The following is a 25,236-nucleotide window of genomic DNA, read 5'->3' on the forward strand; positions in this document are numbered from 1 at the left end:
TCTCCCTTCCAATTAATACTTGTGAGGATGTAATTAATATTCCACAAGTATTTTTTTAGCTAAGCCCCTACCTAGGGCTAATTTATGTCCATATATATTTAAAATGATGGGACCGAAGTCATTTTTTATAACTTTAACTGGAGTCCCTTTATTTAAACCTAATTCACATAGTCTTCTTCTAGCATTACCACAACTTGTAATCTCCTTTATGGTACAAGATTTATTTGCTTTAAGACAAATTAAATTAGTACTTTGCATATTTATCTTCCTTTCATAATCAGGCTTAAGTGATAATGGTTATCATATGTTATATAATACATTATTTTTAAAATAAATACAAGAGGAAGACAAATAAAAATAAATCCAACCCTTAGGGTTGGATTTATTTTTATTTACCATCTACTAAATTTTTCACTTCCGGAGCTTGTCTTATAATATTTAGCTAAATTAGATTTATCATCTGTATCGTATGCATAACCTTCTATATCAGCTTTTCTCCATTCGTCTTCTATATCATCGTATATTTTAGCCATAAGCTTCTTGATATCTGAATCATATAGCTTGTTCCATTCTCTCTTATATTTATCATAATCAACATTTATAAAGAATGTCACATCATCAGAATCTCCAGTAAGCTCTATATCTATAGTTATATCTTTAAAATAATCATAATAATCATCATCTAAATCATCTTCTAAATCTCTAAGACTTGTATTTCTTCTGTCTTTTTTATGATCTATCACCACTCTACCTTTAGATCTAGTGTAGAAAGTATATAGATCATCTCTACTATCTGAATCTCTGATGTATCCAGTAACTTTTGCATCAGGATATTCATCTAATACATCATCAACTATATCTTCTATAAATTCTTCTCTGTCGTCGTCATCAAGGTCATTCCATCTAGATTTATCTCTATCTAAATCTACTTCGATTCTAACTTCTATTTCATCTTTCTTCTTTTCTTTTAGAGAGATATCAAAGTCAACTCTTTCATATCTTCCATAATCATCGTTCAAATCATCTTCTAAATCCTCTAAAGACCCTTCATTATTCTCTAACTCTTTTTCTAAATCTTTAATTTTCTTTTCTAATCGTGTGATCTCAATATCTTTTATCAATATTTCACTTTCTAATTGAGATACATTCTTGTTGGACTTGTCTGTGACTGTAGCAGTATAAGTATAAGGATTCCACTTTACATCCTTATCGAAGTAAGTAGAAAGTATTCTCAGTGGAACATATGAATTACCATCCTTATCTACAAATGGTTTTAAATCATCAGTTACATCCTTACCATTGTATACAATACTCATACTATCATACCACATTTCAAGTACTTTTTTAGTCCTTTCAGCATAAGTAAAAGAGGAAAGTATCAGTACAGTCAATAAAGAAACTACTACAATGAACGTCCACTTTTTCTTATTAAATAGCATATAATCACTCCTTTTCTATAATTATAGCATCTTTTGTCTTAGGATTCCATTATAAAACTATTACAATATGGTTAAATATCTTAGAAATATTCTACAAGTCTTGACAATTATAATATTATTTCATTTCAAAAGGTTATAAGATAGGTCGATTTGTGACGGACTGCAAAAGAATTATCAAAACCTATTTGATTTTTTTGGAAAATATATTATACTTATTAAATAGTATGACCTACCAGTCGGTCATTTTTTTATATAAAATCAATAAAAAATATAATATAGAAATTAATCAGGAGGGGAAATATGTTTGAAAAATTAAATACTAAATATTTGTCATTGGTGCTAATGCTTAGCTTTATAATGATATTATCAGGATGTACAAAAGATAAAGAGGTAGATGCTCAGGTAGAGGAAGATTATACACCAGTTGAAACAATGATAGTAGAAAAGAATAGTATAGGTAACACGAGAAAATTTGATGCTACTGTGATGGCAAATGAAGAGGTAATGGTAATCCCAAAGATGCCAGGGACTGTAGAGGTTTTAAATGTAGCACTTGGAGATAGAGTAAATAAAGGAGATGTTCTATTTAAAATAGATCAAAAAGATGTATCGAATGGAGCTAATCAAGCAAATGTAGCTATAGAATTAGCTAGGAAAGGTGTAGAACAAGCTGAAAATGGTATGGAAACTGCAAATACAAATTATGAACTTGCAAAAGAAAAGTTTGAAAAGGCAAAGACAGATTTACAAAGAACAAGAGAACTATATGAAGAAGGGGCAGTTTCAAAATCTCAATTAGAACAAGCAGAATTAGCTGCATCTCCAAATCAATTAGAATTGGCTAAAAAGCAAGTAAATCAAAGTGAAATTGCTATCAAACAAGCAAAAGAACAATTAAGTCAGACACAATTAGGTTATGAGCAAGCACTAAATAATTTAGATAATACAGTTGTAACAGCGCCAATATCTGGAGTAATATCTGCATTAAATGTAAAGATAGGTCAGCTTGCATCCAATGCACAAACAGCGGCTACTATAGTAGATATAGATAAAGTATACTTACAAATAAACCTAACTGAAGACTTAGTAAATAAAATCTCTGTAGGTCAATCAGTAGAAGTGGAAATTCCAGCAGCCTTTGAAGGAACTAGAACAAGTACCATAAGCTACATAAGTTCTACAGCAGATGTAGGAAATAAGCTTTACTCAGTAAAGATCTACACAGATAATGAGGATAAAAAGATAAGACCGGGAATGAATGGTGAAGTCAAGTTAGACATAGAAAAAATAGAATCTGTAATAGCTATAGATAAAGGTGCCATATTAGATGAAGATGGGGAAGAAGTAGTATATGTAGTAGAAGAAGATTTACCAATAAGAAAAATAGTTGAGCCTGGATTTGATAATGGAATATATGTAGAAATAAAATCAGGATTAAGCATAGGAGAGGAATTAATCACAAAGGGACAACATTATGTAAAAGAAGGCAAAAAAGTTAAAGTGATAAGGGGTGAGTAGTTTTGAATTTATCAAAATTTGCAGTAAATAGACCTGTTACTATAACTATGATAATTTTAATGATAATAGTCATAGGTATAGTATCTTTGACAGGATTGCCTATAGATCTATTCCCAGAAATTGAAATACCAGTAGCCATAGTATCCACATCATATTCAGGAGCAGGACCTCAAGAAATGGAAAACTTAGTTACTGATAGGATAGAATCTGCTATTGCAACAGTAGGCAATATAGACAAGGTAAATTCTATATCCTCTCAGGGGAATTCAATAGTAATTGCCCAATTTAACTTTGGAACAGATATGGATTTTGCAACCCTTGAGATGAGAGAAAAAGTAGACCTAGTAAAAAGAGCCTTGCCTGCAGATGCAGATCAGCCCATGGTAATAAAATTAGATCCAAATGCTGCTCCTATAATGCAAATTGCTCTTTCAGGTGGAAAAAGCTTAGAGAGTTTACAAAACTTAGCAGAAGATACATTTGAACAAAGACTTGAAAGAATAGAGGGGGTTGCATCTGTAGATACAAGTGGTGGACTTGTAGAAGAGATAAGAGTAGTAGTAAATCCTTGGGAACTATCTGAATATGGTTTAAGTATAGATCGAGTAAGTCAAGTACTTGCAGCCACAAATCTAAATCTTCCAGGTGGAACAGTAAATGATGGAAGCGAAGAACTCTCCATAAGAGTTGTAGGAGAATATACTAATATAGAAGACATAAAGACTCTACCTATAGCTCTACAATCAGGAGGTATGATCACTATAGATGATATAGCTGATGTAGAGCTTACTCACAGTGATATATCCACTATGAGTAGAACAAATGGAAAAGATAGTATCAATATTTCTGTACAAAAACAATCAGGTCAAAACACAGTAGAAATAGCAGAAAATATACAAAAAGAAGTTGATAAATTAATACAAGAATATCCGGATATAGATATCCAAATAGTTATGGATACATCTGAATTTATTACAGACTCCATAGACAGCGTTATAAACAATGTACTAATGGGAGCTATATTTGCAATTATAGTTCTATATATATTTTTAAAAAATATTAGAACTACTTTAATAATAGGAGTAGCTATTCCAATATCTTTTATAGCATCTTTAATACTATTGTATTTAAATGATATTACTTTGAATATGATGACTCTAGGTGGCTTGGCTCTGGCTGCTGGTATGTTAGTAGACAGCGCCATAGTAGTGCTTGAAAATATATATAGATATAGAAGTGATGGCTATTCTAGACAAGAAGCAGCTATAGAGGGAGCAGGAGAAGTTGGCATGTCTATAACAGCGTCCACACTTACTACAGTAGCAGTATTCTTACCTATAATTTTTGTAGAGGGTATGGTTGGAATACTATTTAAAGACTTTGCCTTGACAGTAACCTTGGCATTGGGAGCATCCCTATTTGTAGCCTTAACATTTATACCTATGCTATCTTCTGAATTTTTAAAAGTAGATACAGTTTCAGAAAATGGAGAAGGTCAGAAGAAAAAGAAAAAATTAGAATTTTTATATAAAGTTTTTGATAACATATATGAAAAAGTAGAAAATGTATACTTAAAGACATTAAGCTTTGCACTGGGTCACAGAAAGTTTACAATACTGCTTTCTATAGTAATATTTTTTGTAAGTTTAGCAAGTCTATTTGGAGTGGGAATGGAATTCTTCCCATCATCAGATGAAGGAAGCATATCCGTCAATGTAGAATTGCCCATAGGATCTCAAATAGAAGAAGTAGATGAAGTAATTAGAGATATAGAAGATAAATTAAAAGATATACCTGAAATAGAGATAATATTTGCTAATGTAGGTGGTAGCCAAATGGGTATTTCAGGTAGTGCATCACACACAGGTAGTGTATCTGCAAATTTAGTAGATTTAAAAGACAGAGACAGATCTACAACACAGGTAGGGGAAGAAATAAGAAAATATATAAAAGATATACCAGGAGCTGATATAAGCGTAAAAGAAGCCTCTAGTATGGGTGCAGGTATGGGAGGTTCATCTAATCCTATAAGTATAAAAATAAAAGGTAATGATTTAGATATCCTTGAAGATATATCAAATGACTTCAAAGATATAATACAATCAGTAGAAGGAACCAGAGATGTAAAGACTAGCTTGAGTGATGCTGTAGATGAATTAGAAATATCCATAGATCGTGAAAGAGCAGCAAAAAATGGATTGAGTACATCTCAAATAGCTTCTGCAGTTCGAACTGCTACCTCAGGAACTACAGTGACAAAATACAGGGAAGATGGTGATGAAACAGATATCATCATTAGAGGACAAGATGGTATCAAAGAAAAACTATCAAATATAGAGCAGTTAAATATAAACACTCCAAGTGGAGTAAATATAAGCCTTAATCAAGTAGCAGATATACAAGTAGTAAAGGGACCTATAGAGATCAATCGTGAAGACCAAGAGAGAACAGTTACAGTAAATGGTCAAATCACAGGAAGAGATTTAGATAGTGTTACAAGGGAAATAGATGAAAAATTACAAGAATATATTTTACCAGAGGGATATATCTATGATGTAGGTGGAGAACAAGAACAAATGATGGATGCCTTTGGACAATTATTATTGGCACTACTGCTTGCAATTGTGTTAATATATATGGTAATGGCGGCACAATTTGAATCATTGATATATCCATTTATCATAATGTTCACCATCCCATTAGCATTTGCAGGGGGAGCATTAGCCCTATTTATAACTAGAAAGTCTTTTGGTGTAACAGCTTTTATAGGTGTTATCATGCTAGCTGGTATCGTAGTAAATAATGGTATAGTTCTAATAGACTATATAAACATCCTTAGGGATAGAGGAAAAGATAAATACGAAGCTATAAAAACTGCTGGTAAAGTCAGATTAAGACCTATACTAATGACTACCTTAACCACAGTACTGGGACTCTTACCACTTGCACTTGGAATAGGAGTTGGAGCAGAGACACAACAGCCAATGGCTATAGTAGTAATAGGAGGACTGATTTTCTCCACAGTACTGACATTGGTATTTGTACCCACACTATATACTATATTTGACAATATCTCCAATACTCTAAAGGCAAAGGTAAAATCCAAAAAAAGGATATCTAAAGATGAAAGGATGATATAATGACTGATTTAAGAGAAAAAAGAAAATCTCAAATAATATTATCTGCCATAGAAGTGTTTGGAGAAAATGGGTTTTATAAAGGTAAGGTAGAAGATATTGCTATAAATGCAGGCATAGGAAAAGGCACAATTTATGAATACTTTACGAGCAAAGAAGAGATATTTCAAGAAACCCTCCAATATATGTTCGAAGAGTTTATTGGGTCAGTCAAAAAGGTTGCTGAAGATAAAACAACTGCCAAAGACAAACTAATAGCTATATTGGACTTAAAATGGGAAATTATGATGCGATATGAAGATGTAATGGAACAAACCTTTTTAAAATTTGAAAATATGACTAATTCAATTAAACCATTTATTATAGATACTCATATGAGTATCTATAAACTTATATTAAATATAGTAAAAGAAGCTATGGAAACTGGGGAAATAAATAAAGATTTAGATTCTACAAAGGTTACAATACTCCTGCTTAGCACTATTGGCTCATGTGGATTAAATAGAATTATATTTCAGAGTAAAGACATAGATAGCCAAGGCATTATAAATATGGTGTTTAAAGGAATCTCAAATTAAATAAGTTTAAATCCAAGAAAGTGAGTGATAAAACATGAAAAAGATGTTTAAAAGAAAAGTATTTCTTCTAATAGTATTTGGGATGCTATTTACCAATATAGGATATATATCATATGGAGCAGCTGTAGAACCAGAAGAAGTAGATTTAAAGTCGGAAATGATATTCATGGAAAAGATGATAGAATTGATAGACGCAAATTACTATCATGATGTAGATAAAAGAGATATGGTAGATGGAGCCTTAAAGGGACTATTTTTAAATCTAGACAAGCATAGTAGTTATTATACAAAAGAAGAATTTGAACAGCTATCAGAAGATTTATCAGGAGACTTTGGAGGAATAGGCGTAAATATCACTACTAATTCAGGCTATATAACAGTCATAACTCCACTAAAAGGAACTCCAGGATATAGATCAGGAATACTTCCAGGAGATATAATAGTATCTGTAGATGGTCAAGATGTAAAAGGATTTACAACTCGTGATGTATCAAAACTTATCAGAGGCGAAGTAGGCACAAATGTAAAACTTGGGATACTAAGAGAAGGAAATCAAGGACCCATATATATAGATGTAAAAAGAGAGATAATAGAGATAAATCCAATAGACTATAAAATATTAGAAGAAAATATAGGATATATAAGAATAGGAGAGTTTAACAATCATACCTATGATAATGTATTAAAAGCTCTATATGAAATGGATAAAAACAATGTAAAAGATATAGTATTTGATGTGAGAAACAATCCAGGTGGTAGTCTAAACCAAGTAGTTAAAACTCTAAGACGCTTGGTGCCAAAAGGACCTATAGTTCATATTAAGCATTCAGATGGTAGTCTACAGACTTACAAATCATATAATATGACCCCAGAGTACAATATAGCAGTCCTTACAAACAAAGGAAGCGCAAGTGCATCAGAGATATTTGCCGCAGCTATAAAAGAAACTGGAGTAGGCACTGTCATAGGAACTAATACCTATGGAAAATCCACAGTTCAAACTTTAATCCCTCTAGTAAATGGTGGAGGAATAAAGATAACAACAGCAGAATACCTTACAGCAAATAAGAATTCAGTAAATGAAATAGGAGTAGAGCCAGATATAAAAGTAGAGGATAGCAAAGAAAAAGATTTACATTTAGAAAAAGCCATAGAAATCTTTAAAAAAGGAGTAATATAAGATGAAAAAGCAGATAATAACTACTATGCTTGCATTATCAATAATGACAGTACCTATGAATCTCTATGCAGAAGAACCCCAAGCACAAGAAGAAAAACTAAATATGAATCTATCACTAGACCAAGCCATAGAAATAGCCATAGAAAAATCACAAGAACTTGAATTAAACAAAGTAGATATAGAAGTAAAAGAAATAGAAAAAAAGGAAGCTAAATATAGAGAAAAGAAATACGATAAACTAAATTTTTCACTAGGAACAGTAGAAGGATTTTTATTAGATGAAAATATGATGTCTACTCAGGCAAAATATGCTCTAGAAGAAGAGATACTAAAGACAGATTATATAAAAGAAGATATAAAATATAGAGTTACAAATGCATACTATGGAGTGCTAAAAGCTAAGCAGCATCTAGATGTAGTAAATAGCAATGTAGAAGATATAAAAAGAAACTACGAAATAATACAAAAAAAAGTGGAACTTGGTGTTGCCTCTAAATCAGAAGAAATAATGTCTGAAGTAAGTTTAAACGAAGCCTATACTAATAGAGAAAAGGCAAAAGAGGACCTAGAAATGGCAAATAGAGGACTTAAAATGACAATAGACTATCCCCTAGATGCACAAATAAAGCTTACATCAAACTTCAAACAACAAGAATTTGACACAAATCTAGATGAAGATATAGAGACAGCTTATGAAAAAAGATTTGATATAATTCAATTGCAAAATAGCTATGATTTAGTAAAATTAGACTTTGAAACAAATAAAAAAGTTTATACTCCAAATACATTTGTATATAAATATAAAGAACAAAGCATAGCAAAAGTAAAAAGTCTATTAGATAATATCAAAAAGAATATAGAATTTGACATCAGAAACAAATATGATAGTATACAAAGTGCAAAAAAACAAATAGAAATAGCAAATGCAAATATAGTTAAAGCTGAAGAAGGACTTAGACTAAGAGAACTTGCATATAATGCAGGAACAGGAATTCAATTGGAAGTAAAAGAAGCTCAAACACAAGTATATAATGCAAAACTAGCACTATCAAACGCCATATCAAACTATAATCTGAAAATTTTAGAATATGATAAGGCAGTAAGTATAGGCAATATAAGATAGAGGGGGCTGTTTATCATCCTTAGGAAAAGTTTTAAAATCATAATTTTAACATTTATAGCCATAGTACTCCTAAGTAATACAAACTCAGTATATGCTGAAGGGAAAGTGAAAATAGCACAATTACAAGACAATTCTATAGAAGAATTAAATGAAAACTATGAAAAGGGATACAAGATACTAAGTGTATATCTAGAAAAGGATCTAGACTCAGATATAATCCTAGAAAATGGAATAAAACTAGAAAAATTAGTCCACTGGATGACAAAACATCCAGATATACAGATCCTATTTAGAACTAGAGATTTAAATTTAGAAATATTACAAGAGGCACATAAAAAGTATCCTGAAATTAAAAATCAAGGAATAGTTGAGATAAAAGATCCAGAAAATTATAGAAAGATAAGTTTTAATGGATTTAAAAATATAGTTTTAAACACAAAGTTTGAAGACTATACAGATACAGATATAAGACAGATGGCATATACCTATCCATATTTTGGTTTTATAGCAGATAAGGACAAGCTAAGTCCAAGTCTCCTAGAAGGTATAAGAGGCGGAAGAACTTATCTCTATCTAGAAGAACAAGTACCTGGAAATTTTTCTAGACATATAATGGAGAAAATGGCAGATGGATATATCGTAAATCCAAAAGATGAAGATTTAGATTCACTAGATCCTACAATAGAAAACCCATATATAGTGGCACATGCAGGAGGACAGCTAGGTTCACATACCTATACAAATTCCATAGAAGCTATGGAAAATAGCTACAATAATGGGATAAGACTTATGGAGATGGATTTTGAATGGTCTACAGACAATAAATTAGTAGGAGTCCATAGTTGGGATGGATTTATCACAAAATTTTTCAATATCCCATCCAAAAGATATTCAAACTTAGAATACGAAAACTTTAAGATGATAAATGGATGGCAACAATCTACATTAGAAAAATTAGATAATTGGTTTAAAGAACATCCAGATGCCTATCTAATCACTGACATAAAAGGAGACAATATAGAAGGACTAAAGGTCTTAAAACAAAGATATCCAGAAATGGCAAAAAAGACTATACCTCAGATATATCAAATCTCAGAATACCCAAGGGCAAGAGAACTAGGGTATGAAAATATAATCCTCACTTTGTATCTCATGAGGGAAAATGATGATGAAATAGTAAAGTTTGCTAGTGAAAATGAATTATTTGCAGTGACTATGCCAGGCTTAAGAGCAGAAACTACTTTACCCCAAAGATTAAAAGATATAGGGGTATATGTATATGCTCACACTATAAATAATTTAGAACAAGCAGATAGATTAGAAAAACTAGGAGTATCAGGATTTTATTCTGATATGATGTGGAACGACAATTTGATAATTTTCCCATAGAGAGCTTAGCTCTCTATTTTTTTTAAAGATAATACTTAACACATTAAATATTAATATATAAAATATATACAGTTATACTATTTACAACTTAAGTAAAAAAGGTTATACTAAATATTGTCAAATAAAAAAATACTCTAGAGGTGAAATAGTTGGAGAGATTAGAAAAATTATCAGAGAGTTATGCATGGATAGAAAAGATAGCCGGAAGAACAGTTATAGAATTCTTAAAGGCGAAAGATATGCTAGAAGAATCCCATGATAGATTCTTTAAACAATATGAACTATCCAATCCCAAGTTTAATGTACTAGTTATATTATATAAAAAGCATCAAAAAGAACCTATGTATATGTCCCAAGTAGGAGAGAGAATGCTTTTATCCAATGCAAACATCACAGGTCTAGTAGATAGATTGGAAAAGCAAGGCTATGCAAAGAGAGTTCGAAGCTCCAAAGACAGAAGAAAGATAGGAGTAGAGATCACAAAAGAAGGTATAAAATGTGTGGAAATAGTTATAAAAGACTATGTAATTTGGTCTGAAAGGCTAATGAAGATATTGGATGTGGATGAAAAAAAACAATTAGTAGAATCTTTGAGAAAGCTACAATTAGGGATTATAGAAATTGAAAAAGAGAATCTAGAAAATATAAAGGAGATAAGTCAAGATGAATAAACTAAAAAATATATTTGCGTGGATACTTGCATTTTCTTTTATATGTTCTTCATCTGTAGGAGTATTTGCAGAGGAAACTTTAAAGCTGGACATAGAAACTGCAGTAAACAAGGGGATAGAAAACAGTATTCAATTAGATAAAGTAGAAAAAGAGATAGAACTATCTGATGTATCAAAACAAAGGGCAAAGTATTCAGCTAAAAAGCTTAGAAGAGGAAAAGATGATCTAAGAGATGCGACTAGTAAAATAAATGAAGCTCAAGGTCTATTAGATAAAAATATCGCCCCAACAGATATAGATATAAATGGAAAAACTATCTCTGCAGGTACAGATTTAAGTAAATTGCCTGATAGCCAACAAGAAGCTATAAAAAAAGGAATACAAGAATCTCTAGATAATTCTAGAAAACAAATTGCAAGTGGTGATTATAAGATTATAAATGGCTTACAAGAGGCAGGAAAGACCATAGCATCAGAATTAGACTTTGCAAGTCTAGATTCTCTCACAGTAGAGTCCACTTCAGATGTAATGGAAACCATGGCAAATATAACATTTGAAGTCAGTCAAGCATCATTTGATATCTACAAAAATTCCATAGCACTATTAATTCAAAAGAACTATTATGATGTCCTAAAGGCTCAGCAATTAGTAGATGTAAGGAAAAAGGCTATGGAGAGAGGAAAAACTCAATACGAATTTTCAAAAGCTAGTTATGAAGAGGGAATGAAGTCAAAAGATGATATGTTAGTTAGTAATATTTACTATAAGACTACAAAGATTCAATATGAAGATGCAAAGGGAAAGCTTGAAAATGCAATTGTAGAATTTAAAAAGAGTATAAATCTAGACTTTGAAAAAGAGATAGAGCTCACAGATGTATTGGTAGAAGAAATAGATGGATTTGACTTAAAGACAGGTCTTATGAATGGGATGCAAGAGAGATTAGAAATGAAAAAAGCTGTAGGAGAAGTAGCTATATATGTATTAAACTTTGATGAGACAAAGAGAAAATACACTCCAAATACTTTCCAATACAAAGAAGCAGAAATACTTAGGGACAAATCAGCTATAAACTTTGAAGAGGCAAAGGTAGAAGTAGAAAACTCTATACGCCAATCATATAACAATGTAAATACAGTTGCAAAAATGCTAACAGAGACAAAGGAAATGGTAAAAGAGGCAGAAGAAAATTTAGAAATTGCAAAACTAAAATACAAAGAGGGCTTTGGAGTAGAGACGAGTCTGCTTCAGAACTTAAACTTACAAGACTCTGCAGGTACTATAGTAGAGGTCTTAGCCGCAGAAGAAAAATTAGCAGAGATTGAGGAAAATGTAGTAAAGATAATTTATACTTATAATCTAGCTCGTATGCAGTATCTAAACAATATAGGAGATTTCATATATTAAAATAGAATAAAAAGACATAAGGGGATATATAATATGAATTTTAGAAAAAAGAAATTACTCATTTTAACTTTGATAATGATGACAATATTATTTGGGTGTAAAAAAGAAGAAGTAGTGCAAACAGAAGAAGTATTTAAACCTGTGAACATAATGGAAGTCAATACTACAAAATATTCTAATGACATAGAAATCAGCGGTAATATAAAACCTTCTCAATTAATAAAGAGAGGATTCAAAGTAGCAGGTGTAATAGAAAATGTAAATGTAAAAGAAGGTGATACCGTCTCACAAGGGGATGTGCTTATGACTTTAAATTCACATGATTATGAATTGGGAGTTATAGCAGCTAGATCTCAATATGATTCTATAAATATGGAATTAAATAGTAAAATAAACTCATCTGTAAACAAAGCAGAGGCAAATGTTGAATTTATAAAGACCCAATTGGATAGGGTAAAAAGACTCCACGAAAAGGGAGCAGTAGCCACAAAGACAGTAGAAGAATTAGAATTGAGACTACTAGTAGCAGAAAATGAACTACAAGAAGCTCAAGATGCAAGAGATACATCTATATCACAATTAAAACAACTAGAAGCAGCTCTAGAACTAGCTCAATCTCAATTAGATGATACAGTCCTCACAAGTCCTATAAATGCAACTGTGGTAAAACAAATATCAGAAATAGGAGAAACTACAGCTCCTGGATATCCAGTTTTAGTTTTAGGTCAATTGGATACATTGGAAGTAGAAGTGGGGATACCAGATAGACTAATAGACCATGTAAAAAAAGGAGAAGAAGTCAAAGTATTTGTATATGGTGCTGAAAAAGAAATAAAAGGAATTATAACAAATATAGATACCACAGCAGATATAGAGACTAGAACCTTTGGAGTAAAGATAGATATAGACAATAGTGAAGGTGATATAAAACCTGGTATGATTGCCAATGTAATAATGCCACAAAAAGAAATGAACTCCATAATGCTACCTATAGATACAGTTACAGATGATGTAGAAGGTTCATTTGTATTTGTATACAAGGAAACAGAAGAAACAGTAGAGAAGAGAATGGTTGAAGTAGGTGAAGTCTATCAGGATAAAATCCAGATACTTGAAGGGTTAGAAAATGGAGAATTAGTAGTGTTTCAAGGTCAATATGGACTATTAGATGGTGAAAAGGTGAACGCTAGGAGAGTTGAAGAAAATGACTAAATGGTGCATAGAACATAAAAGCATTATAGCGGTCTTATCTATTTTTATAGTAGTATTAGGTGGGATACTCTATACAAGGATGGAAAGACAAGAAAACCCAGAAGTAGTATCGCCAGGTGCAACTATCATGACTATATATCCAGGGGCAACTCCCGAAGATATAGAAAGGCTTATAGTAAAACCTCTAGAAGATAAAATCAATGAAGTAGCAAATATAAAACTAATGGAAAGCTACTCCTTAGACAATGTAGGTGTTATAGTAGTCCGCTTAGAAGATATCACAGACAAACAGATCAACGAAGCTTGGAGTGATTTAAAGGACAAAGTAGACGAAACAGAATTACCAGAAGGGGCACTAGAACCAGATGTAGACACAGGACTTACAGAAAGCTATGGCATGTTATTTACCATAAGTGGTGAAAACTACAAATATAGTGATTTTAAAAAGGTAGCAGATGATGTACAAGAAGAATTAGAAAGACTAGATGGAGTAGCAGCAGTAGATATAGATGGACATATACCAGATGAGATTCATATAAACTTAGACTTGCTCAGGATGAAACATTTTAAAATCTCTATGAATAATATAGCCACTCTATTAAAGGCTAGAAATATAAATATACCTGGAGGTAGCTTAAAGTTAAATAAAAGCAATATTCCAATCACTACTACAGGTGAATATGAAAATATAGAAGATGTAAAAAACACCATAGTAGGAATGTCAGAAACTGGGAATATAATATACTTAAAAGATATAGCCGAAATAGAGAAATCAGAAGGAGAAAGAGATGTATTTGTCAATAGCAATGGAGAAAAATCATTACTATTAACTATAAAATATTCCACTGGTGAAAATATAGTTAAAATATCAGAAGGCGTACATGAAATATTAGATAAATACAAAGAAACCATGCCAAATGGTATGAATCTAAGGATAATAACAGATCAATCAGAATATGTAAATGATGCCATAAGAGATTTTGAAGGGAATCTTTTATCAGCTATATTTTTAGTTATACTAATAGTATTGATCACCATGGGAAGTAGAAGTGCTTTAGTAGTATCATCTTCTATACCACTTACAGTAGCAACTACCTTTGTATTTATGGGGGTATTTGGTATAGTGCTACATCAAGTAAGTATAGCCTCACTCATAGTGTGTCTAGGACTATTAGTTGCAAATGCCATAGTTGCAAATGACAATATGTATCTTCAACTATCACAGGGCAAAAAAAGAAAAGAAGGTATAATAAATGGAATAAAAGAAGTGCGTATACCAATACTGACTTCTACACTTACAACTATAGCTTCCTTCTTACCTCTTACTATGATGAAAGGTGTAGCTGGAAAATTTGTAAAAGATTTACCAATTATGGTAACTATAGCCTTAGCTAGTTCCTACTTAATTTCATTGACAGTAGTACCAGCTATGGGATATAAATTCTTAGAAGAAAATGGGCAAGATGAAAAGAGTAAAAAGAGCAAAAAAAATAAAAAAACAAAAATAACAACTAAAAAACTTGCAGATTACTTCAATAATTTATATAAAAAGCTATTAATGGGAGTGTTAAAAAAACCTAAAACTACTATATTTGCAGCTATTGTAGCTTTGGGACTTAGTAGTTTGTTGATACCTAGTCTTGGTTTACAATTGTTTCCATTTGTAGAAAGAGACCAATACGTAATAGATGTGACTTTGATGGAAGGAACCACAGTAGAAGAGACTAGAGAAGTGGTTTCTGATATAGAACAAATACTCTTAGACGATCCATCTATAGATACATTTTTATCAAAGGTGGGAGATGGAATACCTAAATTTTATACATCTTTTTTTGGAAATCAAATAGCCAGCAATAAAGGACAATTTGTAGTAAATGGAAAGATAAAGGATATAAATAATATTCAAGCAAAGTTAAACAAAGAAGTCCAAGGGGCTAGGATAGAAGTAAAACAATTAGAAAATGCAGTACCTATAGATCTACCAGTACAAGTTAGAATAAGTGGAAAAGATGTAAATGTACTAAAAGAATTGGCAGCAGAAGTAAAAGATGTACTCTATACTATAGAAGAAGGTCAGCATGTCCAAGACAATTTTGGTACAAAGACTATGAAATTAAATATAGATGTAAATCAGGATAAAGCAAGTATGGTAGGGCTTACAAATTATGATGTATCCTCTACAGTGAGGATGGCAGTAAATGGACTTGAGATGACAAAGTTAAGACCTAAATATCAAGATGAAGATATCCCAGTCATACTTAGAGTACCAGAAAAAGATAAGAAAAATGCACAAAATCTAAACAATATATTTATCACATCCCAAGTAACTGGGGAAAATATACCTATAAATCAAATAGCAGAGGTAAAATCTGAATTTAGTCTAAACAAGATACTCAGGAGAAACAGACAGAGAACCATAACTGTAGGTTTCCATCCTAAATCAGGAAATACAGCAGCTGAAGTACTAAAGATATTGGAAGAGGAGATGGAAGGGTTTGAAGTGCCAGAAGGTTACTCCTATGAGTTTGGAGGAGAAAGTGAAGATAGACTAGAGGCTTTTGAATCTCTAATTGGACCATTTTTCTTGGCGGCAGCCCTAATATATCTTATACTAATGTTCCAATTCTTTGATCTAAAACAACCCCTGATAATAATGGGAACAATTCCACTTTCTTTTATAGGAGTTATATGGGGCTTAAAGATCACCGGATACCCATTAGGATTTATGGCGATGATGGGTGCAGTTAGTTTAATGGGTATAGTAGTAAATAACGGTATAGTTTTATTAGACTATATAAATGTACTAAAAAGACAGGGCTTAGAAAGTATAGATGCAGTGATGGAAGCTTCTACTGCCAGACTAAGACCGATAATGGTAGGAATGGTAACTACAGTGATAGGTTTAGTCCCCATGGGACTTAGAGGGGGTAGCCTTTGGGCACCAATGGCATATACTATAATATTTGGACTTATGGTATCATCTGTACTCACTGTAATAGTTATACCTGCTTCATACATGGCATTTGAAGGTAAAGATAAGGGCGATAAAAAGGAAGAAAGTGAAATGTAGGGATATAGTAATACATTTGTAATATAATTGTAATGGTAATTTTCATTTTAATTAGATATAATAATATTAAGTTAATGAAGTTGGATATACCATATATCTAATATTACAGTTATATTACAACTTTTTAATATCATTGACCTAAGTTTGGGTTGATGGTACAATAATTAATGCAGTATGTTAATGAAATAGCATATTGTAAGTATCTTAAATAATTTTTAGTGTTGGTTGAAGAAGTGGTGCCAACGATAATAACAAACCATTTCAAAAAAGAAAAATAAGGGAGGAAATATCACATGAGTAAAATGAAAAGAATATTTTCATTAGTTCTAGTATTCGCAATGGTACTAGGAAGCTTTGGTACTGTGTTCGCTGCAGCTGATGTAGCAACTGAAGACTTGAAAAAAGTACCAAAAGATGTAATAGGAACAGAATATGAAAAAGCAGTATCAAGATTAGTAGCGTTTGATGTTTTAAATGGTTATAAGGATGGAACATACAAACCAGAGCAAGATGTAACTAGAGCAGAGTTTGCTAAAATTTTAGTAGAAGCTCTAGGAATAGGCAACGCTGCAAAAGCAGCAGAAGGAAAAGTTACATTCCCAGACGTACCAGCTAGTCACTGGGCATCAGGATATGTAAATGTAGCATCAGGACAAGGACTTGTAGAAGGATTCCCAAATGGAGAATTCAAACCAAATGATCAAGTAACATATGCAGAAGCATTAACTATGTTAGTTAGAGCATTAGGTTACCAAGACTCATTCCTAAAAGGTGTATGGCCAGGAAGTCACATTGCAAAAGCAGCTGAAGCAGGAATTACTTCAGGAGTAAGCTACTCAGATGCTCGTGGATTTGCTAATAGAGGTAAAGTAGCTCAAATGGTAAACAATACATTAGATGCTGATGTTGTTAAAGTAGACACATACAAAGACGGTACAGTAGAGTATCTAGAGTCAGATGTTAGTTTATTAAAAGACAAATTAGATATTAGTAAATATGAAGACACTAGAGTTGTTGCTGACAAAATAGTAAATGATGGTCTAAATAAAGATGAAATAACTGTTTTATTCTTAAAAGACATTGATAAAGATGATGAGGGAGTTAAGAAGTCATATGACGAAGGCGACGAGAAAGACTTCTCAATCACAAAAAATGTAAATCCAAGATTAAATATTGGTGAAGAAGTATCAGTATATATGAACGACAAAGATGAAGTAGTTTATATCGAAACTGAAAATGATGACAAAGCTCACTTTGATTATATTGAAGAAGTAAAAGGTGACGACGATGAAACAGAAGAAATATCATTAGTAAAATTTGATAAAGACTATAACTTTGATAAAGATGCAAAAGTATATGTATACGATGCAAAAGATGACCAATACAAAGAAATAACTGTAGACAAAGATGGTGCTAGAGTTGATGCAGATAATCTTTTAGGTAAAGTAGGTAAATTTGTTGTTAAAAACAACAAAATCGTATATGCAGAAGTAATGGAAAGTTCAGAAGCTCTTCCATGGATGCTAGTTCTTGAAAATAACAAAGGTTTATTGGAAGGAATCAATGAAACTACTGAAGACTTCGATCTTGATTTAAGTAAAGATGGTAACTATGATGGAGTATTTGCATTTGATACATTAGGAAACTCTCTTGATGTAGAAGATATAGAAGAAGGAAATATAGTATATGTTCAAAAACTTGACTATGACGGAGACGATTATGTTCAAGTAGTAGTAGTACAAGACAATATGGTTGAAGGTGAACTATCAAAGGTTAAATATGATAGAGTAACTCTAGATGATAATACATTTAAGGCTATAAAGGATTCAGATGGAGTTCATGCATACTATAGTGTAGAAGGCTTCGAAGATATCAAAGAATGGAAAGATGAAGACTTTGATAACGATATGGAAGATGCAGATGGAGAAAACATGGTAGCATATCTAGATGCTGCTGGAAAAATTGCATTCTTATCAACAGAAGCTACAGGAACATCAGGATTTAAATATGGTGTTGTAACTAGAACTTACTATGATAATGATAGAATCAAAATCTATACTCATTTAGAAGACAATGATGGAGATGAAATCACTTATAGAGTAGAAGAAGAAGATAATTTAATCCATCCAATTATGCTTGACAGATATGGTAATGAAGATAAAGTAAGTAAAGATGAATTTGGAAAAGATTTACAAGGTTATGTTGTTAAATTCAAACTTAACAAAGATGGAGAAATTGCAGAAGATGAATTCTATGTAATGGATAAAGATAATACTTGGGTAATGAAGAAAGATAAAGATTTTGGTAAATCAAGTTTATACTCAACTGATTCTGATGGAGATCATAAATCATTTGCAATAAACGATAGAGCAGTTATTGTTGATGCAAAAGGTTTAACTCCAGGTAAAGCTACAGGATTTGACACTGATGACTTTGGAATAGCTAAGTGGTCAGATATGGCAGAAGATAACTATAATGATAAATTAGAATACTATGTATTCACTAAGAGAAACAATGACGTAGATGTAGATGCTTTAGTATTTGTTGGTACTGAAGGAGCTAATACAGCTTCAGATGAAGAAGCAATCTATGTAATCGACAAATGGAGTAAAGGTGGAGACGACTACGTAGAATACATCTCTTATGAAACTGGTAAAGTAGAAGAAAGAGAAGTAGATAAAGTAAAAGGTAAAGGTAAGTTAGCTGACGAAAGACCATATGTTGCTAAACTTAAGAGTGATGGCAAGATAGATCTATATAATGAAGATGAAGGTACTTTAGACTATAGAGAAGGTGTTGTTACTAAGAAGTCAAACAATGTTATAACTGTAAATGATAAAGATTACAAATTATCAAGTAGTGCTATAGTGTATGAAGAAGATACTAAGAAATCAACTTCAAACATTAGAAAAGGTGATGCAGTATTCTTTATAGTAGAAAATAATGTAAACATCAGAGTAATCGAGAGATTAGTTGGTAGTGAAGCAGATGATGTTAAAGATGGCAAAGATGATGAAGATGATGAAATAAAAGGAAAAGAAATAGAAGCAAAATTCACAGTAAGAGATAATGTTTGGATTACAATTGAAGGTGTAGACTATTTATTACCAAACGAATTAGCTGGAAATGAAGAAATCAAAGTAGGTGCTAGAGTAGATTTCGAATTTAGAACAGTAGATGGAGACAAAGTTATTACTAAAATTGAAGTAAAAACTTTGGCAGATACTATTGCTAAAAAAGAAGCTATAAAAAAAGCAATAGCAGCTATAAAAGAATTACCTGAAGAAATAACTTTAGAAAATAAAGAAGCAGTAGAAGCAGCAAGAGCATTGGTTGTTAAGGCTAAAGGGTTAGAAGCAGAAGATGCGGACATTACTAATTTAGAGGACTTAACAAAAGCAGAAGCAACTATAAAAGCTCTTCAAACAGAAGCAGATGAGAAAGAAAAAGCACAAAAAGACTTAGATACAGCTAAAGAAAAAGTTGGAAAAATGGAAGTTGAAATAAATAAGACAGCTGAAAAATTAGCTAGAATAACTGCAGTTGAAACAGCAGCTAAAACAGCAGCTGGAGAAGGAATAGACGTTGCAGTTAAAGAAACTGACGTAGATTCAGCAAAAGCTTATTATGAAGTAACTCTTTCAAAAGCAGGTTTAACAGAAAAAGTTAACTTAGAATTTGAACTAAAAGCTGAATAATAAAAGTGCGAAACGTTACTCTATAAACTTATAGTAATATAAGTGAAATGGGTGAAGCATAAGCCCTATACCTTAAAGGTATGGGGCTTTTCTTCAACTATATATTACCAATTATTGGGTGAAATCCCAATCTATGCAATAGCCTTCAAAGCATAGAGCCTAATCCTCCTGCATATTGCTTGAGATTACTCTCTTAACAGTATGAAGCCAGGTGAAGACGTAACTAAATCAGTTGAGAGTGGACAGTTGAAAGTTGACAGTTTTTAAATCTTTATTGATTTTAACTATTAACTTTCAACTGTAAACTATCCACTGAAATTAGTGCGGGGCTCCTTAAAAGGTGATTATGATTAAGAATATGAATCCATGTTTTAAAGCTAAGTAAGCTAGTCGGTGATATACAAATATACCTTCAGCTTATCATCTACCTCTATATCTGAAATGATATAGTAGAATCAGATATAATTCAGGCTATTAAATCTGATTTTCTTACTGTGCATAGTGGAGATCTAAGATCATCAAAGATTCAGTTGACAGTTGAGAGTTGACAGATGACAGTTAAAACCAGTTTTAAAAGAGAGGATACTATGAAAAGTATTGTTTATGAAAAAGCATTTTGTTTTTCTGTTAGAATAGTCAATCTATATAAGTATTTAACTACTGAGAAAAAAGAATATATTTTGTCAAAACAAATACTAAGGTCAGGCACTAGTATTGGTGCAAATATTAAAGAAGCTTTACAAGGACAAAGTAGAAAAGATTATCTATCAAAGATGAATATAGCACTAAAAGAAGCAAGTGAAACAGAATATTGGATAGAGCTTCTAATAGAGACAAACTATATAGATGATAACCACTCAAGTTCAATATTACAAGATTGTGCAGAGATAAATAAAATGCTCATAGCAATAGTTAAAACAACAAAAGAATCCTTAAAATAACTGTCAACTGTCCCCTGTCAACTGTCAATTGATGTAAGGGATGGTATGTATGGAACGTTTGAGGTCCTATATAAGGAGGAGGAGTAACTCCATTGATCTATATAGGGAGTCAGCGGGTTCGTAGTAGTGTAGATCACTTGCCGTTTGAATTTGTATGGTAACATATGAAGAGGATAAAACAAGTGGGAGCGAAGGAACCTAGTCGGTTATACAGTTGAAAATTGACAGTTGATAGTTAGTAGTTAAAAAACTATCAACTGTCCACTATACACTATCAACTGTATAACCGAGGGAACGCCGTATGCGATGAAAGTCGCACGTACGGTGTAGACCGGTCGAAATCTCGGTGGAGATAGACACGGAATGGTGAAACACCTACACAAACACCTGAAGAAAAATTACAAGTCGCTATAGATAAAGCAGTAGATGGTGGAACTGTAACATTGACAGAAGACGTTACTATGGATGTAGCCCTTACTAAATTAGTAAATCTTGATTTAGCTGGTAAAACTATAACAGGTAATGTAACTATAACAAGTGATACTTCAGGAACAATAGATATTAAAGCAGGAACAATCACTGGAGATTTAACTGTAAACACACCAAATGCTACAGTTAACAACCATGCAACAGTAAATGGAACTGTAACAATTGAAGATGTTTCAGGAAAGACTTGGAATGAATTAGTTTCAGGAAATAAACTTGTATTTAATGCAGAAGGAAAAACATTAAATATAACTGATACGGTTGCAGAATTGACTATAAAAGCAAATGCTACTGTTATAACACCAAATGTAGTAAATGCTGTAGTTGAAAAAGATGTAACAGTAATTGTAAAGGCTAATGCAGAAGTATCAGATGATGAAGCAGTAAAGATTACTGGTACTGAATCAACAGAACCAGTTGAATTAGATCCAGAAGTAAAAGAACCAGTAGTAGACAAAGAAGTATTAAAAAATGCAATAGCAGCTGTTGAATATGTAAAAGTATCAACAGATGGTTCTGATATAGAGAAAACAGAAAAGTGGACTACTCAAGAAGCTAAAACAGTACTTGAAAATGCAGTAAAAGAAGCTCAAGCAGTAGTAGATAAAGTAGAAGCTACTCAAGAAGAAGTTGCTGAAGCAGTAACAACATTAGCATCAGCAGTATCAAATTATGGAAAAGCACAACAAGCTGGAACTAAAGTAGATGCGGCAGAAGTAGAAACAAACTTAAAAAATGCCATAGCTAAAGCAAAAGAAGGTGTAGGAGAAGAAGGATCATTTACTTTTACAAATGAGCCAACAGTTGAAGGATTAAATATAACATATACACCTACTAATTTAAGTGATTTTGTAGCATCTGAAGATTCCAATGCACCAGCCACTAAAGATTTAGCTCGTGTATTAGGTGGATTATATAGAATAAACGCAGGTATAGAAGAAATTGGATTTAATGGTGCAACTTATAAATGGAATCAAGAAGGCGAACTAATTGGAAGTAATTGGGAAGTTAATGGTAGTGGTGAAACTCTAGTAACTACAATTGCTGGGATTATAGATGAGAATAAATCTGATTTATCAAAATTAGAACCATTCGAGTTTATAATTAAAGGGCAAACAGTTACAATCACAATTGGTTTAAGTAACTTATCTTAAATAAATAACAAGTTCGAGGGGATAAACTTCCTCTCTCACAAAGGTACTATCCAGTACACAAAAACTAGATCTCTTACAGGCAGAAATGCTTGTGAGAGATCTTTTTTATAATAGTAATCCTTGTTTCCTATTTCTATATATTAATTAGAAGGTGAAAATTATGAAACTTGAAGAACACCATATAGCCCTAAAGAGGGCTTTTTTCTATGCCAAAATATTTTAAAAATATAATTACTAGGAATAATTGATACTATAATAAAGGGGAGATTAGGATTTGGGAGATATTCAAACAGAGCTAGGAAAATATACCAATCTTACTCCAGAACATATAAAAGCGTATCTCAACTTTAACACTTGGATTTTCAAGATTTAATGTGCGAGAAATTGTAGTAGATACTAAATATGAGACAATAGAAAGTTTCCTGGCAGGTGCTTTTGAAACTATAGGAGGTGTTCCAGAAGAACTGGTTATTGATAATATAAAGTGCTTAGTAGATAAGCCTAGAACAAAAGATACAGAAGCTATTTTAAATGTAAAGTTTGAAGAATTCTTAAGAGATTATAATATTAAATGTAAACCTTGTATGCCATATCGTCCTGAAATGAAAGGAAAAACAGAAACTCAAAACAAGAAACCATCTCAACTTGAAAATTACAATGGAGTATATAATGATTTACTTAATGTTCATGAAAAATTGAAAATAATAAATGATGAAGATAATAAAAGTATTTCTCAAGCAACAAATATGCCTAGAATAGTTTTATTAAATCAAGAGAAAGGTGACTTTTCGCCCTTTCCACCACGAAGAATCCGAGAAAAATATCACCTTTAGAATCTAAGATATTCTTTCAACTAATAGACATGAGATATACGAAGAGATCTACCATATTTACAAGCAATATCACATTTGATAAGTGGCCAAGCATATTAGGGCAAGATGAAATGATAACTAAAGCTATCCTAGATAGAATATTGCATTACTCGTATTTATTTAATATTACAGGACCATCTTATAGAATTAAAGATAAATTAAAAATGAATAAAAGTGAGGAGTCTTAATTGCACAGAAATGAGGAATTTTAACTTGACATTCATAAGATTGACTATGACTTTTGACAAAATAATAAATTCATAGTATAATTAAAGCATAATAAGAGTAGTGTTAGCATATAATATTGATGATCATACTCCGGTGACCTACGGGCCCGGGGTTTTCTTAATTTAGGTGATAATATGGATAAATTATTTTCAACAATAGAAGATCAGATTAAAAAATTGGACTCCAGAGGACTGAATGTATCAGACCCTGGGGTTAAAGATATTCTTGAAATGGAGAATTACTATAATGTAATTAATGGTTATAAAGAACTCTTCATTGATAAGACTTATACAGGACCTGATGAGAAGTATAAAGAGGGTGCTGATTTTTACGAGTTATACAATCTGTACTTATTTGATCGTGAGTTGAAAAATATATTCATTAAATACATATTGGAAATAGAAAACAATATCAAGGCAGTCATCTCGCATGACTTTTCTAAAAAGTATGGTCATGATAATTACTTGAAGATTTCAAATTTTGATATCACTGTTAAGCCTTGGGAGAAACGTAAAACTGCAGCGCAGAAGATTGGTGATGTCTCTTCGTTAATCGCAAATATTCAGAGAGATATTTCTAGACAACTTTCAAAGAATAATGCTATGATTTCTCACAATATGCTAACTTACGGATATGTGCCATTATGGGTGTTAGTAAATTCACTTACGTTGGGGACAATGAGTGTTTTCTATAGTTACTTAAAACAGAAGGACCAGAATGATGTGGGGCGAAAGTTTAATCTAAGGCCTGATGAAATGACAAAAATATTATCTGTACTGACCATCTATAGAAATGCATGTGCCCACGATGAACGTTTTTATAATCTTAAAGCCTTGAGAAATGATACGAAACCTAATATGATAAAAACAAATTCAATTCATCATAAGTTAAATATTCCTAAAGATAAGAGTAACAACCCTATAAGTGGAAAGAATGATTTGTTTACAATTGTAATAATATGCAAGCTTATTTTGAAGAAGGGCTCATTTGATAAATTTGTAGATTTGGTTAAAATAGAAATAGATAAGCTGTCAGGAAGTCTGTCTACGATAGGTATTAATGATGTGCTTAGTGAAATGGGTTTTCCACTAAATTGGTATGAAATAAAAGATTTATAAGTATTTTGGGGATA

At 31.9% G+C, this 25,236-nt stretch carries 18 protein-coding genes; 16 read left to right on the top strand and 2 right to left on the bottom strand.

The window, feature by feature from the left end:
* Nucleotides 1–33 precede the first annotated feature (33 nt).
* Together AC4PG3_RS01515 and AC4PG3_RS01520 are read right to left on the bottom strand one after the other, a co-directional pair.
* Entirely contained in the window at nucleotides 34–258 is a 225-nt protein-coding gene (locus AC4PG3_RS01515) for a FeoA family protein (RefSeq protein WP_492197319.1), read from the bottom strand.
* A 134-nt stretch (nucleotides 259–392) separates the two neighbouring features.
* Entirely contained in the window at nucleotides 393–1,439 is a 1,047-nt protein-coding gene (locus AC4PG3_RS01520; RefSeq protein ID WP_492197320.1) for a stalk domain-containing protein, read from the bottom strand.
* Between the two features lie 300 nt (nucleotides 1,440–1,739).
* On the opposite strand from AC4PG3_RS01520, the gene AC4PG3_RS01525 reads away from it, so the two are divergent.
* The 16 genes from AC4PG3_RS01525 (at nucleotide 1,740) to AC4PG3_RS01600 (ending at nucleotide 25,222) form a co-directional block, all read left to right on the top strand.
* Entirely contained in the window at nucleotides 1,740–2,957 is a 1,218-nt protein-coding gene (locus AC4PG3_RS01525; protein WP_492197321.1) for an efflux RND transporter periplasmic adaptor subunit, read from the top strand.
* Nucleotides 2,958–2,959: 2 nt separating this feature from the next.
* Nucleotides 2,960–6,097, top strand: a complete 3,138-nt coding sequence (locus AC4PG3_RS01530) for an efflux RND transporter permease subunit (RefSeq protein WP_492197322.1) — start codon at nucleotides 2,960–2,962, stop codon at nucleotides 6,095–6,097.
* On the top strand, nucleotides 6,097–6,672 hold the full coding sequence (locus tag AC4PG3_RS01535; protein ID WP_492197323.1) for a TetR/AcrR family transcriptional regulator: 576 nt from the start codon (nucleotides 6,097–6,099) through the stop codon (nucleotides 6,670–6,672). Before AC4PG3_RS01530 ends, AC4PG3_RS01535 begins: the two co-directional genes overlap by 1 nt.
* Nucleotides 6,673–6,706: 34 nt before the next feature.
* Entirely contained in the window at nucleotides 6,707–7,852 is a 1,146-nt protein-coding gene (locus AC4PG3_RS01540) for a S41 family peptidase (RefSeq protein WP_492197324.1), read from the top strand.
* A gap of 1 nt (nucleotide 7,853) precedes the next feature.
* Nucleotides 7,854–8,975 (top strand): TolC family protein, encoded by a 1,122-nt coding sequence (locus AC4PG3_RS01545; protein WP_492197325.1) that lies wholly within the window; start codon nucleotides 7,854–7,856, stop codon nucleotides 8,973–8,975.
* A gap of 105 nt (nucleotides 8,976–9,080) precedes the next feature.
* A complete protein-coding gene (locus tag AC4PG3_RS01550; RefSeq protein ID WP_492197326.1) occupies nucleotides 9,081–10,364 on the top strand; it encodes a glycerophosphodiester phosphodiesterase family protein in 1,284 nt (427 codons plus the stop codon).
* A gap of 149 nt (nucleotides 10,365–10,513) precedes the next feature.
* Nucleotides 10,514–11,035 carry a MarR family winged helix-turn-helix transcriptional regulator gene (locus tag AC4PG3_RS01555; RefSeq protein ID WP_492197327.1) on the top strand — a complete coding sequence of 174 codons (522 nt, stop codon included), beginning with the start codon at nucleotides 10,514–10,516 and terminating at the stop codon, nucleotides 11,033–11,035.
* Entirely contained in the window at nucleotides 11,028–12,443 is a 1,416-nt protein-coding gene (locus tag AC4PG3_RS01560) for a TolC family protein (RefSeq protein WP_492197328.1), read from the top strand. The genes AC4PG3_RS01555 and AC4PG3_RS01560 overlap by 8 nt, the downstream gene beginning before the upstream one ends.
* A 33-nt stretch (nucleotides 12,444–12,476) precedes the next feature.
* Complete coding sequence (locus AC4PG3_RS01565; protein WP_492197329.1) at nucleotides 12,477–13,655, top strand: efflux RND transporter periplasmic adaptor subunit; 1,179 nt, start codon at nucleotides 12,477–12,479, stop codon at nucleotides 13,653–13,655.
* A complete protein-coding gene (locus tag AC4PG3_RS01570; RefSeq protein ID WP_492197330.1) occupies nucleotides 13,648–16,725 on the top strand; it encodes an efflux RND transporter permease subunit in 3,078 nt (1,025 codons plus the stop codon). Before AC4PG3_RS01565 ends, AC4PG3_RS01570 begins: the two co-directional genes overlap by 8 nt.
* A gap of 293 nt (nucleotides 16,726–17,018) precedes the next feature.
* Complete coding sequence (locus AC4PG3_RS01575) at nucleotides 17,019–20,423, top strand: S-layer homology domain-containing protein (RefSeq protein WP_492197331.1); 3,405 nt, start codon at nucleotides 17,019–17,021, stop codon at nucleotides 20,421–20,423.
* Nucleotides 20,424–21,010: 587 nt separating this feature from the next.
* A complete protein-coding gene (locus AC4PG3_RS01580; protein WP_492197332.1) occupies nucleotides 21,011–21,364 on the top strand; it encodes a four helix bundle protein in 354 nt (117 codons plus the stop codon).
* A 443-nt stretch (nucleotides 21,365–21,807) separates the two neighbouring features.
* Nucleotides 21,808–23,004: a hypothetical protein gene (locus tag AC4PG3_RS01585; RefSeq protein WP_492197333.1), complete on the top strand. Its 1,197-nt coding sequence runs from the start codon at nucleotides 21,808–21,810 to the stop codon at nucleotides 23,002–23,004.
* A 374-nt stretch (nucleotides 23,005–23,378) separates the two neighbouring features.
* Complete coding sequence (locus tag AC4PG3_RS01590) at nucleotides 23,379–23,837, top strand: IS21 family transposase (protein ID WP_492197334.1); 459 nt, start codon at nucleotides 23,379–23,381, stop codon at nucleotides 23,835–23,837.
* A 29-nt stretch (nucleotides 23,838–23,866) separates the two neighbouring features.
* On the top strand, nucleotides 23,867–24,064 hold the full coding sequence (locus AC4PG3_RS01595; RefSeq protein ID WP_492197335.1) for an ATP-binding protein: 198 nt from the start codon (nucleotides 23,867–23,869) through the stop codon (nucleotides 24,062–24,064).
* A gap of 174 nt (nucleotides 24,065–24,238) precedes the next feature.
* Nucleotides 24,239–25,222, top strand: coding sequence for an Abi family protein (locus tag AC4PG3_RS01600; protein ID WP_492197336.1), 984 nt, complete (start codon nucleotides 24,239–24,241; stop codon nucleotides 25,220–25,222).
* The last annotated feature ends 14 nt before the right edge of the window (nucleotides 25,223–25,236 follow it).

It is taken from the genome of Tissierella sp. QWL-11, from assembly GCF_058683765.1.